The 13,839-nt window shown below is 69.3% G+C and carries 15 protein-coding genes; 5 read left to right on the top strand and 10 right to left on the bottom strand.

What is annotated here, in order from left to right; all coding sequences use genetic code 11:
* Positions 1-18: 18 nt before the first annotated feature.
* The gene (locus G6N46_RS23320) at positions 19-1,266 is read right to left on the bottom strand and encodes an inorganic phosphate transporter (protein ID WP_135356137.1); all 1,248 of its coding nucleotides are present in this window, start codon (positions 1,264-1,266) and stop codon (positions 19-21) included.
* A 276-nt stretch (positions 1,267-1,542) separates the two neighbouring features.
* On the opposite strand from G6N46_RS23320, the gene G6N46_RS23315 reads away from it, so the two are divergent.
* The 3 genes from G6N46_RS23315 to G6N46_RS23305 all read left to right on the top strand — a co-directional run bounded on the left by G6N46_RS23315 (position 1,543) and on the right by G6N46_RS23305 (position 4,842).
* Complete coding sequence (locus tag G6N46_RS23315; protein ID WP_064861220.1) at positions 1,543-1,866, top strand: DUF3349 domain-containing protein; 324 nt, start codon at positions 1,543-1,545, stop codon at positions 1,864-1,866.
* 50 nt (positions 1,867-1,916) lie between these two features.
* Positions 1,917-3,011, top strand: coding sequence for an o-succinylbenzoate--CoA ligase (gene menE, locus G6N46_RS23310; RefSeq protein WP_206666789.1), 1,095 nt, complete (start codon positions 1,917-1,919; stop codon positions 3,009-3,011).
* Positions 3,012-3,108: 97 nt separating this feature from the next.
* Positions 3,109-4,842 (top strand): DUF4407 domain-containing protein, encoded by a 1,734-nt coding sequence (locus G6N46_RS23305; protein WP_170215074.1) that lies wholly within the window; start codon positions 3,109-3,111, stop codon positions 4,840-4,842.
* 344 nt (positions 4,843-5,186) lie between these two features.
* Here the strand turns inward: G6N46_RS23305 and G6N46_RS23300 are convergent, their stop codons facing one another.
* From G6N46_RS23300 to G6N46_RS23290, 3 genes are read right to left on the bottom strand one after another with little or no spacing between them, the layout of a single operon-like run.
* Entirely contained in the window at positions 5,187-6,302 is a 1,116-nt protein-coding gene (locus G6N46_RS23300; protein ID WP_138250572.1) for an NAD(P)H-dependent flavin oxidoreductase, read from the bottom strand.
* A 49-nt stretch (positions 6,303-6,351) separates the two neighbouring features.
* Positions 6,352-7,128 carry an S-methyl-5'-thioadenosine phosphorylase gene (locus G6N46_RS23295; protein ID WP_138250573.1) on the bottom strand — a complete coding sequence of 259 codons (777 nt, stop codon included), beginning with the start codon at positions 7,126-7,128 and terminating at the stop codon, positions 6,352-6,354.
* A 7-nt stretch (positions 7,129-7,135) separates the two neighbouring features.
* Positions 7,136-7,450: a hypothetical protein gene (locus tag G6N46_RS23290; RefSeq protein ID WP_138250574.1), complete on the bottom strand. Its 315-nt coding sequence runs from the start codon at positions 7,448-7,450 to the stop codon at positions 7,136-7,138.
* 35 nt (positions 7,451-7,485) lie between these two features.
* Between G6N46_RS23290 and G6N46_RS23285 the strand changes: the two genes are divergently transcribed.
* Complete coding sequence (locus G6N46_RS23285) at positions 7,486-8,361, top strand: 1,4-dihydroxy-2-naphthoate polyprenyltransferase (protein WP_138250575.1); 876 nt, start codon at positions 7,486-7,488, stop codon at positions 8,359-8,361.
* 11 nt (positions 8,362-8,372) lie between these two features.
* On the opposite strand, the gene G6N46_RS23280 is transcribed toward G6N46_RS23285, so the two are convergent.
* Positions 8,373-8,663, bottom strand: a complete 291-nt coding sequence (locus G6N46_RS23280) for a DUF4229 domain-containing protein (protein WP_138250612.1) — start codon at positions 8,661-8,663, stop codon at positions 8,373-8,375.
* A 76-nt stretch (positions 8,664-8,739) separates the two neighbouring features.
* Here G6N46_RS23280 and G6N46_RS28320 point away from each other — a divergent pair, with 76 nt between their 5' ends.
* Entirely contained in the window at positions 8,740-8,883 is a 144-nt protein-coding gene (locus tag G6N46_RS28320) for a hypothetical protein (RefSeq protein WP_020101230.1), read from the top strand.
* A 7-nt stretch (positions 8,884-8,890) separates the two neighbouring features.
* Here G6N46_RS28320 and G6N46_RS23275 read toward each other — a convergent pair whose 3' ends face one another.
* From G6N46_RS23275 to G6N46_RS23255, 5 genes are read right to left on the bottom strand one after another with little or no spacing between them, the layout of a single operon-like run.
* Positions 8,891-9,952, bottom strand: coding sequence for a nucleotide-binding protein (locus G6N46_RS23275; RefSeq protein ID WP_138250576.1), 1,062 nt, complete (start codon positions 9,950-9,952; stop codon positions 8,891-8,893).
* A 2-nt stretch (positions 9,953-9,954) separates the two neighbouring features.
* Positions 9,955-10,923, bottom strand: a complete 969-nt coding sequence (ccsB, locus tag G6N46_RS23270; protein WP_138250577.1) for a c-type cytochrome biogenesis protein CcsB — start codon at positions 10,921-10,923, stop codon at positions 9,955-9,957.
* A complete protein-coding gene (resB, locus tag G6N46_RS23265; RefSeq protein ID WP_138250578.1) occupies positions 10,920-12,467 on the bottom strand; it encodes a cytochrome c biogenesis protein ResB in 1,548 nt (515 codons plus the stop codon). Before resB ends, ccsB begins: the two co-directional genes overlap by 4 nt.
* Complete coding sequence (locus G6N46_RS23260) at positions 12,467-13,237, bottom strand: cytochrome c biogenesis CcdA family protein (protein WP_073695361.1); 771 nt, start codon at positions 13,235-13,237, stop codon at positions 12,467-12,469. Before G6N46_RS23260 ends, resB begins: the two co-directional genes overlap by 1 nt.
* Positions 13,234-13,812: a TlpA disulfide reductase family protein gene (locus tag G6N46_RS23255; protein ID WP_138250613.1), complete on the bottom strand. Its 579-nt coding sequence runs from the start codon at positions 13,810-13,812 to the stop codon at positions 13,234-13,236. Before G6N46_RS23255 ends, G6N46_RS23260 begins: the two co-directional genes overlap by 4 nt.
* Positions 13,813-13,839: the final 27 nt, after the last annotated feature.

The following is a 13,839-nucleotide window of genomic DNA, read 5'->3' as shown; positions in this document are numbered from 1 at the left end:
TGCTTGGTTCTCGGGGAATCAGACGCCGGCGGATTCGGGCGACTTGGCGGCAGCCTCACGGACATCGGCGGGCACCACGGAGTTGGTCGACGCGTCCCAATCGGCGTTGACGTTGTTGTGGTCGACCTTCTGCTGCTGCGCACGCCAGTACATGAAGCCCGACAGCGCGACCAGGATGACGAAGATCGTGCCGTCGCCGACCAGCGCGGAACCGGTGGCGGACTTCAGGCCGTAGGACAGCCAGTACGACAGGGCACCGACCAGAGCGGCGGCCGGCAGCGTGATCAGCCAGGCCATGGCCATGCGGCCGGCGACGGCCCAGCGGACCGAGGCGCCCGGCTTGCCGACGCCGCTGCCCAGGATCGAACCGGTGGCGACGTGGGTGGTCGACAGCGCCATACCGGCGGCGCTGGAGCTCAGGATGATCGCGGCCGACGAGGCCTCGGCGGCCAGGCCCTGCGGGGACTCGATCTCGACGAGGCCCTTGCCCAGGGTACGGATGACGCGCCAGCCGCCGATGTAGGTGCCCAGGCCGATGGCCAGGGCGCAGGAGGCGATGATCCAGAACGGCAGGCCGTCCTTCTTCACGTCGCCGGTCAGGTGGCCGGTGGTGATGAGGGCCAGCGCGATGACGCCCATGGTCTTCTGCGCGTCGTTGGTGCCGTGCGACAGCGCGACGAGCGACGCGGTGGCGATCTGGCCCCAGCGGAAGCCTTCCTCGCGGCGCTTCTTGATGACGTTGCGCGTGATCCGGTACACCAGCCAGGTGCCGACAGCGGCGACGAGGCCCGCGATGAACGGCGCGGCGACGGCCGGGATCAGGACCTTCTGGATGACACCGGTCCAGTTGATGCCGGCGGTGCCGAGCGCGGCCAGGCCGGCCCCGATCAGTCCGCCGAAGAGCGCGTGCGACGAGCTGGAAGGGATGCCGAACAGCCAGGTGAGGAGGTTCCACAGGATGCCGCCGATGAGGCCGGCGAAGATGATGGTGAGTCCGGTCGACGCGTCGATGGACTTCAGCAGGTGCCCGGACTTACTGTCCTGAATCTTCAGCACCGAGGTGGTGACGGTGACGGCGACCTCGACTGACAGGAACGCGCCGACCAAGTTGAGGACGCCGGCCAGCAGCACGGCGGTCTTGGGCTTCAGCGCGCCTGTGGCGATCGAGGTCGCCATGGCATTACCGGTATCGTGAAATCCATTCGTGAAGTCAAAAGCCAGTGCTGTTGCGATCAACAGCACCAGGATGACCAACTCTGCGCTCATGGCGCTCATTCTGGTGTAACGGCAGCGTTTTTGACCAGTTACAGAAGTCCCCGATCTTGACCGCGACCTGGGTGTTTTCGACTCTCGCAGAGGTGTTCATGGAGTGTTCACCTGTTAGCTTCGTCTAATTAGTCTGGCAAAGTGCTGCGCGCGGCGCCGGGGGCTACGGTGGCGATATGCCCACGTCACAGCATGGGCATAGGATTCGGTGCGCAATTTCGGGGCACGCAGCGCACAGCTGGGCCGCCCCTCTTCCCGAGATCAGGAGGTGACGCCATGAACTCGTTTCTCACCAAGATCGTGGCGTGGCTGCAAGCCGGGTATCCCGACGGCATCCCCGCCACCGACCGGGTGCCGCTCCTCGCCCTGCTGTCCCGGCGCCTGACCAACGACGAGGTGAAGTCGGTCGCGCGCGGTTTGATGAACCGCGGCGAATTCGACCACATCGACATCGGCGTCCTGATCACCCGCATCACCGACGAGCTGCCCCGCGCCGAGGACGTCGAGCGCGTGCGAGCGCGGTTGGCGGCCAAGGGCTGGCCACTCGACGACCCCCGCGATCCGGCCGACGGCGGGCCTGCCGACGGAGGCACGCCATAGGCGTTCTACGTCCGGTCGCCGTCGGGTCCGGCGCGGCGGCCCTCGCCCTCATGCCCGAGTTGGCGCGCGCCCTCGACGGCGCCGGCGCACTGTTGCCGGTACCGGCCGACGACGACCGTCAGGCCGCACTGCTCACCGAGACGTTGCGCAGCGGCGAGCCCGTCGACGACGACGTGGCACTGGTGGTCTCGACGTCTGGTTCCACCGGAATCCCCAAGGGCGCCTTGCTTTCCGCCTCCGCGTTGCACGCCAGCGCCGACGCCACGCACGACCGGCTCGGCGGCCCGGGCCGCTGGCTGCTGGCGCTGCCCGCCTACCACGTAGCCGGCGTGCAGGTGCTGGTGCGGAGCCTGCGGGCCGGGACCACGCCCGTCGCCCTGGACCCGGGTTTCGACGTCAGCGAATTACCTTCCGCCGTCAGCGCTTTGGGCCCGGGACGGCGTTACACGTCCCTGGTTTCGGTGCAGCTGGCCAAGATCCTGGCCGATGCCGCCGCGACCGCGGCCCTCGCCGAACTGGACGCTGTCCTGATCGGAGGTGGCCCCATGCCCGCGGGCCTCGGCGAAAAGGCCGCGGCCGCAGGCATTTCCGTGGTCCGCACCTACGGGATGAGCGAAACCTGCGGCGGCTGCGTCTATGACGGAACACCGCTGGCCGGCGTCCGGCTGCGGGTCGACGACACCGGCCGCGTCGCCCTGGGCGGCCCCACACTGGCCTCGGGTTACCGCAATCCCGTCGACCCGTCGCCGTTCGTGGACGGCTGGTTCGTCACCGATGACATTGGCGCCGTGGATGATTCGGGCGTCCTGCGGGTGCTGGGCCGGGTCGACGACGCCATCGCGACGGGTGGGCTGAAAGTGCTGCCCGCGCTCGTCGAGTCGGCGCTGGCCGGCCATCCGGCCATCGCCGAATGCGCGGTGTTCGGCGTACCCGATGACCGGCTGGGCCAGCGGGTGGCCGTCGCCGTCGTTCTCCAGCCGGGCGCGGCCGCCCCCACCGTCGCTGACCTGCGGGAACACGTCAGCACCACGCTGGCCGCCACCGCCGCGCCACGTGAGGTGCACGTGGTGGCCGAACTCCCCCGCCGCGGGATCGGCAAGCTGGACCGGCGGGCATTGACGCTGCGGTACCAGAAAAAGCCCTGATCGGCCCGTGATGCCGGTCACAGCACCGGCGCTTGATTCGGTGGCGGGCCCGGCTCTCTGGGACCCTGGAACGCGGACCGGAAGAGTTGGAGTTTCCATGCCTGCCCACAGACAGCCTGACAACCACCCTGCGGTGACCGCCCTGACCTGGTCGGGAGGCGTGCTGGCCTGGCTCGTCGCCGCCGCCGTCGCGACCCCGTCCACCGGTCTGCCACTGGCCGTCGTGCTGCCCGTGACCCTGATTTTCGGTGCGCTGGTGGTCGTGGCCATCCGCAGCACCGTCGCCAGCGCCCGCGGCACTGCCGGCCGGGTGGCCCTGGCCGTTGCGATCGGCCTCCTGGTCGGGGAACTGGCCGCGATGACCCTGTTCAGCAATGCCATCACCCAGCGCATGGACGCCGAGGCCGCGGCCCGCGCCGCGAGCACGCCGGCGGTGGCCGCTGCGCAGGGTCAGCTGAATGCGCTGCGCGCCAACCGCGGCACACTGGACGCGGCCGTCGACTCCGCCCGCCAGCGCCGTGACGATGCCCAGGTCGTGGCCCGCTGCGAGTACCACCCGACGCCGGCCTGCGCCCAGCAGCCGGTCACCGGGGTGCCCGGTGACGGTCAGATCACCCAGAACACCCAGGACATCCTCGAACACGACCAGCGTGAGCTCGATGCCGCGCTGGCGACGCGCAACGAGCAGGCCCCGAGCCTCGACGCGCGGATCGCCGGTGCCGAGCACGCCGTCACGGCCGCGCGCGACGCGGCCGGCGCCGGCGCGGACCGCGGCTTCGGCGCCCGGTGGGTCGCGATGAACGGCTACACCGTCGAGACGCCCGCCGCTCTGGTGGCGCGCATCGCCGTGATCGGCGTCTGCGTCCTGCTGTACCTGCTGCCGATGCTGCTGCACGCCCGGCAGGACCGGACCCTGCGCGAGCGCCACGACGAGTCCCGGCTGCGGGCCGAGCTGCGCGCCGAGACCGCCATCGCCGTCAAGCAGGCCGAGGTGCGGGCCGAAGCCGAGATCCTGAAGGCCGAACACCAGCTGGCCGCCATGCGCCTGGCCCTGGAAACCGACGCCGAGATCAACCGCGAATACCACCGCCAGCGGGTCGCCGAGGCCCTGACCGGTGAGCCGGCACAGCCCGCGCTCGCGGGTCCGACGGCCGAGGTGCTGCGGCCCACAGATGCGCAGCCGCAGCCCATGTACTCGGACTGGGACGAACTCATGGCATTCCCGGACCCGCAACGCCGTTCATTGAGCGCCGCGCCGCCCGCACCGGAGCCCGAACCCGCCGGCGCGCCGGCCGAACCGATCGCCACGGCCGAACTCGTCCCGGTCGGCGACAAACCCGCCGAGAACCTGCCGGTGCCCGCGACGTCGCAGCCCGCCGGTGGCCTGACGCTGCCGCAGCTGCCCGACCTCACCAAGGTGGCGGCCCGCCTGCTGCGTCCGCTGGTGGCTCCCGTGGCACCGGTGGTGGACCGCGTCATCGACACCTCGGTGCAGCAGCTGCGCTCGGCGCAGAAGGTCATCGAGGAGTTCGAGGAGATCACCTTCACGCTGCGCCGGACGTCCCGGACGACGGTGACCGAGAACGAGCACGAGCAGTCGTCGGGTCCACGCGCCGCGGACCAGGGGCCGGCGCCGGGGCCGAGTCAGGGCGTGCATCCGCGCGTCGAACCCCAGTGGGCCGCACCGCAGATGAACGCGACGTTCGCACCGACCACACCGCTGCGGGGCGTCGACCACCACACCGCGCTCAGCGGTGCCGACACCACGATCATCGACGCCGCCGACGAGCGTCGTCAGCTCAAGGAAGGCCGCCGCGCCATCGAGCCGTAGCCGCGGAGAACCGCTCTGTGCGGCACCGTCGATCCGGAGCTGTCGCGAAACGCGACATTGTCAGCCGATGCTGACAGTTTCAGATCGCAAGTGCCGCGGAGAGAGCCCACACGTCCGCTCCACGCCCTGATCGCACATCGGTAGGCTGCCCGGAAGTACGTCACTTCAATCACGGGCACTGACAGTCGTCCTCATTGAAAGCAGGGACGTTCTCAGGACGCCGGAGGTCCCTGGGGTCAATCTCCAACGGTAGATCGCCATCACGATTGAACCCAGGCACTGTCGGCCACGTCTTGTGCGGGCGACTAATTTCCCCACCAATGGCCGTCGCCGCGCCCCAGCCCCTAGGGCAACGAGCGGTTCAGGCGGTCCGTGGCGGCGAGATAGTCCTCGATGAACTCGCGGACGACCTCGCGGGCGGGCTTGACCTTGTTCATCAGGCCGACGCCCTGGCCGACGAAGTAGGTCGCCAGCTGCTGGGCGCCCGGATGCCCCTGCTCGGCCAGCCTGTCGATGCGCCGGATCACCGGTTCGCTCAGCATGTTCTGCAGCGGCAACGGAAGCGGCTTGCGGCCACCGGCATTCGGTGCCCAGGCATCCGTCCAGTCCGAAACGAGTTGACGCGCAGGCTTTCCGGTACGACCCGCAGACCGCACGGTGTCCCGCGACGTGGCGGCCAGCATCTTCTGCTTGGTGGCCGGCGCGGTCTCGGCCTCCTCGGTGGTCAGCCACACCGAACCGGTCCAGGCCCCGGCCGCGCCCAGCGCGACCGCCGCGGCCATCTGCCGGCCGGTGACGATGCCGCCCGCCGCCAGCACCGGAACCGAATCATCAATGGCCTCAATCACTTCCGGCACGACGACGAGCGTCGACACCTCGCCGCAGTGCCCGCCGGCCTCGGTGCCCTGCGCGACGATGACGTCCACCCCGGCCGCCACCTGCTTGATCGCGTGCTCCTTGGCGCCGACGAGCGCGGCGACCGGAATCCCCCGCTCGCGGCCGGCCTCGATCATGTAATCCGGCGGTACCCCAAGGGCGTTGGCGATCAGTTTGATGGGATGACTCAACGCCACGTCGAGCAGGTCATGCCCGGTGTTGCCGGACAGCACCGAGCCGCCGGTGCGGACGCGTTCCTCGGGCTCGATGCCGTGGTCGATGAGCAGCTGGGTGACGAATTCCCGGTATTCCGAAGGGATTCGGTCGGCCAGCTGGCCGTCGGACAGATTCTCGCCCTTGCCCTCGAATTTCGCCGGCACGATGATGTCCGCGCCGTAGGGCCGGCCGCCGACGTGGTCGTCGATCCAGGCAAGTTCCCGGTCGAGCTGCTCGGGCGTGTACGCCGTCGCGCCGAGCACACCGAAACCGCCGGCGTTGGTGACCGCGGCGACCACGTCGCGGCAATGACTGAAGGCGAAGAGCGGGAAGTCGATGCCGAGCTGTTCGCAGATGCGGGAAGTCACCCCGTCAGTTTTGCCACCCCGACTTGACGGGTGTCAAGAGCTGGTCCGATCAGGGCAGTTCAAACGGCAGCGTCACCCCGGCATGGGCCAGGCAGTGGGTGCAGGTCCGGTCGGCGGGGACGGTCGAAAGGGCCTGTTGCACCAGCGCCTTGAACATCGGGATGTTCCGCTCGAACTCCGCGAACACGTCGACAGTGGTGACGCCGGCCCCGGCCTCGATGCCCGCGTCCAGATCGGTCACCAAAGCGATTGCCGCATAACATATTTCGAGTTCACGGGCCAGCACCGCCTCGGGGTAGCCGGTCATGTTCACCAACGTGAACCCCTGGGTCGCGAACCACTGGCTCTCGGCGCGGGTGGAGAAGCGCGGCCCCTGGATGACCACCATGGTGCCGCCGTCGATGACGCCCGGTTGCTCGGCCGCCACGGCGCGCAGCGTCGGACAGTACGGATCGGCGAAGCCGACGTGGATGCCGCCGGCGTCGAAGTAGGTGTCCTCGCGGCCGCGGGTGCGGTCCACCAGTTGATCCGGCACGACCACGGCACCGGGGCCGAGGTCGGCGGTCAGGCTGCCGACGGCACACGGGGCGAAAATCCGCCGCACCCCGAGCTTGCGCAGCGCCCACATGTTGGCCCGGTAGGGCACCGTGTGCGGCGAGTACTCGTGCTTCAGCCCGTGCCGCGGCAGGAACGCCACCTCGTGCCCGCCGACGGCCCCGATGGTGATCGGCGCACTCGGCGCGCCGTAGGGCGTGTCGACGCTGACGGTGCGCGCATCGTCCCCGAAGAACGTGTAGAAACCGCTACCGCCGATGACTCCCAGCATCCAACGACTACTCGGCGTCGGTCTTGGGAGCTTCCGCTGCCTCCGGCGTCACCGCCGTGACGGACGTCGGCGCGGGCACGTCCGCGGCCGCCTCGTCGGTGTCCTCGATGTCGTCCTGGTCGAGTTCCAGTTCCGCGCGGGCGCGCCGGGCGCCGTCACGGATCTCGAATGCGTCGGTGGCCAGGGCGCCGATGGAGCTCGCGACGTCCTTGACGGCGGTGACGACGATGTTCATGACCTCGCCGACCGTGCCCGCGACGGCTTCGACGGATTCCTGCACGACGTCTTTGCGAATCTCGTTCTTGCTGAGCCGATCCTTCATGCCGATAAGTGTAGGGGCGTGGGACGATTGCGCGCGTGGCCAGTCTTTCGCAGTGGATAGAGGGCGCCCGACCGCGGACCCTCCCGAATGCCGTCGCTCCCGTGCTGGCAGGTACCGGTGCCGCCGCCTGGGTCGGCGGTGAGGTGTGGTGGAAAGCGGCTCTGGCCCTTGTGGTTTCGATTTCGCTGATCATCGGCGTCAACTACGCCAACGACTACTCCGACGGCATCCGCGGCACCGATGACGACCGGTCCGGGCCGGTCCGGCTGGTCGGCGCCAAGCTGGCGTCACCGCAGGCGGTGCTGGCGGCGGCCGTGATCAGCCTGTCGATCGGCGCCGGTGCCGGCCTGGCGCTGGCCCTGGTGAGTCAGCCGTGGCTGATCGCCGTGGGCGCGGCGTGTATCGCCGGCGCCTGGCTGTACACCGGTGGCACCAACCCCTACGGCTATCGCGGACTCGGCGAGGTTGCGGTGTTCGTGTTCTTCGGGCTGGTTGCCGTGCTGGGCACGCAGTACACGCAGGCCCTGCGGGTCGACTGGGTGGGACTCGTGCTCGCCCTCGCGGTCGGGTCGTTGTCGTCGGCGGTGTTGGTGGCCAACAACCTGCGCGATATCCCGACCGATCAGGTGTCCGGCAAGATCACGCTCGCGGTGCGGCTCGGCGATGCCCGCACCCGGCAGTTGTTCCAGGTGCTGACGCTGCTGCCGTTCGTGCTGACCGCGGTCCTGACGCTCGCGACCCCGTGGTGCCTGGTCGGCTTCGCGGCGGCGCCGCTGGCGGTCCGCGCGGCCAAGCCGGTGCGCTCCGGGCTCGGCGGGCGCGAGCTGATCCCCGTGCTCAAGGACACCGGACTGACGATGCTGGTGTGGGCCGCCCTGATCACTGCCGTGCTCGTGGTGATCAAGCCCTAGCGCGATCGGCGTCAGTCGCCGGCGGAGTCCTCGCCGTGCAGCCGGGCCTGCAACTGCTCGCGCTCGGCACGACGGCGCTCGTCCACGGCGGCGATCCCGGCGGTGGCCCGGCGGCGCAGCGGCGCGAACAGCCAGATACCCAGCGGCATGCCGAGAACCAGCGCGAACAGCAGCGCCACCATGGCGGGGAAATCACGGATACCCAGCAACGCGACGACACCGAAGATCGCGCCGGCAATCGCCGCTACCAGCAGCAGGCGAGCGAGCGCGTAGAGAAAAACGTCGAGCAGCAAACGTGGCATGGACGGGGTGGCGGGCGCATCAGACACCGCACGAGTTTACCGACGGACGCGTATATTCGAATAAAGGAGGTTTTACGTGCAGTTCCTGCTCCTGATCACGCTGCTGGCGCTGTTGGCCTATGTCGGCTGGCGTGCCACCCGCGCCACCGCCGCGCGCCCGACCACGCGCGTCATCGGCCCGGACGACGATCCGGAATTCCTGCGCCGGCTCGGTTCCTAGCGACGCGCTACAGCGACAGCGGAAATCCGTCGGCGACTGCCACGGCCAATTCCAGCAACGCATCCCTGGTGTCCGGCCGGAGCCGGCCCAGACTGATCTCGGCCCCCTCCTCCAGATGCGGATCGAACGGCACCACCTGAACTGCCCGGCACCGGCGACCGAAATGGTCGACCACCTTGCGCAGATCGACCTTGCCGGACCGCGGACGCACCGCGTTGACCACCGCGACGGCGTTGCGCACCAGCTCCTGATGACCGTGGGCATCGAGCCAGTCGAGCGTCGCGGCGGCGCTGCGGGCCCCGTCGACCGAGCCCGAGCTGATCACGACGAGCACGTCGGCATGCGCGAGCACCGCACCCATGGCCGAATGCAGCATGCCGGTGCCGCAGTCCGTGAGCACCAGGCGGTAGTACGGCTCCAGCACCGCCAGGGTGCGGGCGTAGTCCTCGGAACTGAACGCCTCCGACACCGCCGGGTCGCTCTCCGAGGCCAGCACCTCGAGTTCGCTCTCGCCGCGCGAGGTGTAGTTGCGGACGTCGCTGTAGCTGGAGATGCCCTCGGCGTCGCGCAGGAGATGGCGGACAGTCGCCGGCGTCTCCAGCGGCACCTTCTGGCTGAGCGTGCCCCGGTCCGGGTTCGCGTCCACCGCGATGACCCGGTCGCCGCGGATCGACGCGAACGTCGCACCCAGCGTCGCGGTGATGGTCGTCTTACCGACGCCGCCCTTCAGGGACAGCACCGCGATCCGGTAGCAGTCCCGCAGCGGGCGGTTGATCTGTGCGGTCAACCGGGCGCGGTGCAGGGTCTTGGGGCTGTCGCCGGGGTTGACCAGCGTTCCCGTCGCGAAGTACAGCGCCTTGCGCCAGCCGGACGACGGCGCACGGCTCGGCCGGCTCAGCAGTGCGACCGTGGCGGGGTCCAGACTCCGCGGCTTCGTCGGCGTCGGCGCCACGACAGGGGTCACCGCATGCGCGATGACGATGCGGGCCTCCGGCGCCGCGGTGGGCGTGACGGCGGCAACGGGATCGGCCGGGTCCTTGAACCGGCCCTGGGCGCGGAACGAGGTCAAGCTCAGCCGACCCCTGCGTACGAGTGCAGGCCGACGGTCACCAGGTTGATGAAGAACAGGTTGAACACCATCGCGACGAAACCGACGACGTTGATCCACGCCGCCTTCTTGTCCCGCCAGCCAGCGGTCGACCTGGCGTGCAGGTACGCGGCGTAGACGACCCAGGCGACGAACGACACCGTCTCCTTGGGGTCCCAGCCCCAGTAGCGGCCCCACGCCTCCTCGGCCCAGATGGCGCCGAAGATGACGCCGAACCCGAAGATCGGGAACGCGAAGATGGTGGTGCGGTAGGCGATGCGGTCCAGGGTCTGGGCGTCGGGCAGGCGCTGGATCATCCGCCCGAAGCCATTGTCCTGAAGGGCCAGCGGCGACATCTTCAGCAGGAACAGGATGCTGGCCACCCCGGCGACCAGGAACACGCCCGAACCCAGGCTCACGACCGAGACGTGGATGGGCAGCCAGTACGACTGCAGCGCGGGCATCACCGGTGCGGCGTTGGTGTACAGGTACTTGACCGACACTGCCAGCAGGATCAGTTCGGGCACCAGGACGAAGACCCACAGCGCCCGGTATTGCGGCTTGCGCAGCACGATCGAGGCGGCGACCAACCCACAGAAACTGGTGAGGTTGATGAACTCGTACATGTTGCCCCACGGCACCCGCATGGTGGCGAGGCCGCGCAGCACGATGCACACGAACAGCATCGCGATGCCGACATACACCAACGCGAGGCCAACCCGACCGATCCGCTCGTCAACCGTCCGATTGGGTTCGTCGACGATCACACCGGGGGTGGCGCTGTTCGCACCTACGCCCGCGCCGACCAGCTCCCGGGTCTCGACCTTGCGGCCGCGGCTCGACGCCAGCTCGACGGCCAGCAGAACGAAAGCCAGGCACAGCACCGTCCAGGAACTGAAGAACGCCCAGTCCGAATACCGGGCCAGATCGATGTCGATGTGCTCTGTGTTCATCGCTTGTCCTCAATCAACCGCTCAGTGAGCTTCTCGAACTCGTCGCCCCACCCCGAGTTGTCCGTGCGGGCCAGGCCGCCGAGCTCGACGTTGACGGTACCCGGCCCGGCCGACACGATCCGAATCCAAACCCGGCGACGGCGCACCACCAACGACACCAGCAGCCCGGCCATCATCGTCAGCGCGAACACCAGCACCCATACCTGCGCCGGGTCATGCGACACCTGCACGTTGATGAACGGCACCGCGCCGTCGAACTTGATGACGGTGCCGTCGTCCAGCTTGGTCTGCTCGCCGGCCTTCAGGTTGACGCGCGCCTGCTTGGTGAGCCGCTTCTGCTCGATCAATCGGGGGTCGAGCGAGAACAGCGACTGCGGGCGGCCGCTGTCGAGCCCGGTGTCGCCGCGGTAGATGTCGATGGCCACCGCGGGCGCGTTCATCGCCGGGAAGCTCGAGGACAGCAGCTTGCCATCGAGTTCGGCGGTCGGGGCGAACAGCCCCTGGATGGCGATCTGGTGCTTGCGCCGCTCGCGGTCGTCGGGATAGCTGCCGCCCGGCGGGTCGATGCGCGCGACGCCCGAGGACAGCAACGTCAGCGCGTTCTCGGGCTTCCACTGCACCGTCGACGTACGCGTCTGCCCATTCGGGAACGTGACGGTGAACGTCGGCGCGTAGCCGTGGCCCTGCAGGTAGATGCGCTCGCCGCCGATGCGCAGCGGGTGGTTGACCTCCAGCCGGTACGGCCGCCAGGTACCGCTGACGAGGTCGGCGCCGTCCTGGTAGTCGATATTCGCCGCGAAGGCCGTGGCCTGCCCGCTGGGCAGGTACCGGGCGTCGAAGTCGTGTACGCGCAGGCAGCTGGGGTGCAGCGACGTGCCGTCGACGACGTTGCCGGCACGGAACGAGTCGAACGCGGCCGGCGACGCCGAGCAGAACCCGGGCCCGCCGTCGGCGATGACGATGACGTTGCCCTCGTAACCGAACATCTTGCCGAACGCGATGGCCACCAGCAGGCCCAGCAGCGAGAAGTGGAAGACGATGTTGCCGAACTCGCGCAGGTAGCCCTTCTCTGCCGAAATCTCGCGCGCGCCGTCGTCCAGTGTGCGGGTGGTCTGGCGCCAGCCCTTGAGCCGGGCGGCCATCCGGTCGGCGACGGCGTCGGGCTCGCCGGGGACGGCGGCTTCGGCGTGCTTGGGCAGCCGTGCCAGGTTCCGCGGCGCGGGTACCGGCACGGCGCGCAGGCTGCGGACGTGCTCGATCATGCGCGGCGTCAGACAGCCCACGAGCGAGATGAACAGCAGCACGTAGATCGAGGTGAACCAGAAGCTCGAGAACACCGAGAACGCCTGCACCTTGTCGAGCCACGGCCCGATCGTCGGATGCTGCGCCAGGTACTCGTCGACCTTGCCGGCGTTGAGCGAACGCTGCGGCAGCAGCGCGCCCGGGATGGCGCCAAGCGCCAGCAGGAACAGCAGCACCAGCGCGGTGCCCATCGACGTCAGCGTCCGCCAGGTGTTGCGGAACAGCGCGAAAACCCGTGCCATCAGATCGGGAGCCTCACGTTGCTGACGAAGGCGTCGCGCACCCACGAGGTGAAGTCGTTCCACACGCCCGTGACGAGCGCGGTGCCGACGACGATCAGCAGCAGACCGCCGAAAATCTGGATGGCGCGGGTGTGCCGGCGCAGCCAGCCCAGACCCTGCACCGCGCGGGCCGACCCGAAGGCCAACAGCACGAACGGAATTCCGAGACCCAGGCAGTACGCGATCACCAGCGCGACGCCGCGGGCGACGCTGGCGCCGTCACTGGCCGAGGCCACCGCGATGACGCCGGTGAGCGTCGGCCCCAGGCACGGCGTCCACCCCAGCCCGAACACCGCACCCAGCAAGGGCGCGCCGACGACCGTCGACACCTGGCGCGGCGTGAACCGCACCTGACGCTGCAACGCCGGCACCAGCCCGATGAACACCAGGCCCATCAGCACCGTGATGACGCCGCCGATGCGTTGCAGCAGAAGCTGATTGGCGATGAGCGTCGTGGTCAGGCCGAGCACGGCGACGGCGCCCATGAGGAACACCGCGGTGAAGCCCGCGACGAACAGCGCCGCCGCGCCTGCCACGCGCCAGCGCGCGGTACGCACTTTTGTTGTCCCCTCAGCGTCATCCACACCGACCACCGCAGCCAGATACGACAGGTACCCGGGCACCAGCGGCACCACGCACGGCGAGGCGAACGACACCAGTCCGGCCAGCACGCTCACCCCGAGGGCCACCAACAGCGGTCCCGCGGCGGCGGTTTCGGCGAAGCCGGTCATGCCTTGGCCTCTTTGGCGAGCCGCTCGACGACGGGCTTGAGATCGTCGGCCAGCAGTTCCCGCAGGAACACCGCGGCCACCCGGTGCTGACGGTCGAGCACCAGCGTCGACGGGATGACCGTCGTCGGGTACTTGCCGCCGAACGCGATCATGGTGCGCATCGCCGGGTCGTAGATGGACGGGAAGGTCACCTTGTGGTCGACGACGAAGTCGACGGCGGCCTGCCGGTTGTTGTCGCGTACGTCGATGCCGAGGAACGCGACGCCCAGCGCCTTGGTCTGCTCGTACACCTTCTCCAGCTCGGCGATCTCCGAGCGGCACGGGCCACACCACTGACCCCACACGTTGATCACCACGACCTGGCCGGAAAAGTCTTCCAGGGACAAGGTTTTCGACGGATCCGTGAGCGACGGACCGCGCACCGCACCCGGCTTGCCGCGGCTCGCCGGCGGGTCGTAGAAGATGTCGGTCTTGCCGCCCGGCGCCACGAACTCGAAGGTGCCGCCCTGCGCGACGGCGTCGTCACCGGTGGAGCAGCCGACGAGCAGCACGGCCGTCGTCAGGACGGCCGCCATCACTGCCCCGGCACGGGCCACCAGCGA

Source organism: Mycolicibacterium phocaicum, from assembly GCF_010731115.1.
GTDB classification, from domain to species: Bacteria; Actinomycetota; Actinomycetes; order Mycobacteriales; family Mycobacteriaceae; genus Mycobacterium; species Mycobacterium phocaicum.
The sequence above is the reverse complement of the archived record's forward strand: the minus strand, read 5'-3'. Positions and strand labels throughout refer to the sequence as shown.